The following is a 1166-nucleotide window of genomic DNA, read 5'->3' on the forward strand; positions in this document are numbered from 1 at the left end:
GCTTTGACGGGCGGTGTGTGCAAGGAGCAGGGACGTATTCACCGCCGTCTTCTGAACGGCGATTACTACCGAATCCAGCTTCATGCGGACGAGTTTCAGTCCGCAATCCGAACTACGATCGAGTTTCGGAGATTAGCGCCCCCTCTCGGGGTTGCATCCCACTGTCTCGACCATTGTAGCCCGCGTGTTGCCCAGCACATTCGGGGCATACTGACCTACCGTTGCCCGTTCCTTCCTCCAGTTTGGCACTGGCAGTCCTCCTAATGTACCCAACCACCACAAGGGTGTTGCTGGCAATTAGGAGTGCGGGTCTCGCTCGTTGCCTGACTTAACAGGACGCCTCACGGTACGAGCTGACGGCGGCCATGCACCTCCTCTCAGTAGGTCTGGTAAGCTCATCACACTGACCGTCACTCCTACTGTCGATGCTGGTGAGATGTCCGGCGTTGAGTCCAATTAACCCGCAGGCTCCTCCGGTTGTAGTGCTCCCCCGCCAATTCCTTTAAGTTTCATCCTTGCGGACGTACTTCCCAGGCGGTCTGCTTCACGGCTTCCCTACGGCACACCACAGGCTCGTAGCCTGTGGCGCACCTAGCAGACATCGTTTACAGCTCGGACTACCCGGGGATCTAATCCGGTTCGTGACCCGAGCTTTCGTCCCTCACCGTCGGATCCGTCTTTCCAGAGCGCTTTCGCCACCGGTGGTCCGTCCAGGATTACAGGATTTCACTCCTACCCCGGACGTACCCTCTGGATCTTCCGGTCCCAAGCCAGGCAGTTTCCACCGGACGCCTCCCCGTTAAGCGGGGAGATTTCCCGATAGACTTGCCTGGCCAGCTACGGACGCTTTAGGCCCAATAACAGCGGCCATCACTCGTGCTGCCGGTATTACCGCGGCGGCTGGCACCGGTCTTGCCCAGCACTTGTTCCTGCACCACCTTACGGTGCAGAAAAGCGAGGGCGCTATGCCCTCGCACTTGGAGTCCCCTTATCGCACTGGCGTGCAGTGTAAAGGTTTCGCGCCTGCTGCGCCCCGTAGGGCCCGGTATCTTGTCTCAGATACCGTCTCCGGGCTCTTGCTCTCACAACCCGTACCGATTACTGGCACGGTGGGCCGTTACCCCACCGTCTACCTAATCGGCCGCAGCCACATCCTGTCGCGCCGG

The 1166-nt window shown here is 59.6% G+C and carries 1 rRNA gene; it reads right to left on the bottom strand.

Annotated elements, in window-relative coordinates:
* Positions 1-1166: ribosomal RNA gene (locus tag C492_RS04130) — 16S ribosomal RNA — on the bottom strand; the annotation flags it as partial.

Origin of the sequence: Natronococcus jeotgali DSM 18795 (assembly GCF_000337695.1) — an archaeon.
GTDB classification, from domain to species: Archaea; Halobacteriota; Halobacteria; order Halobacteriales; family Natrialbaceae; genus Natronococcus; species Natronococcus jeotgali.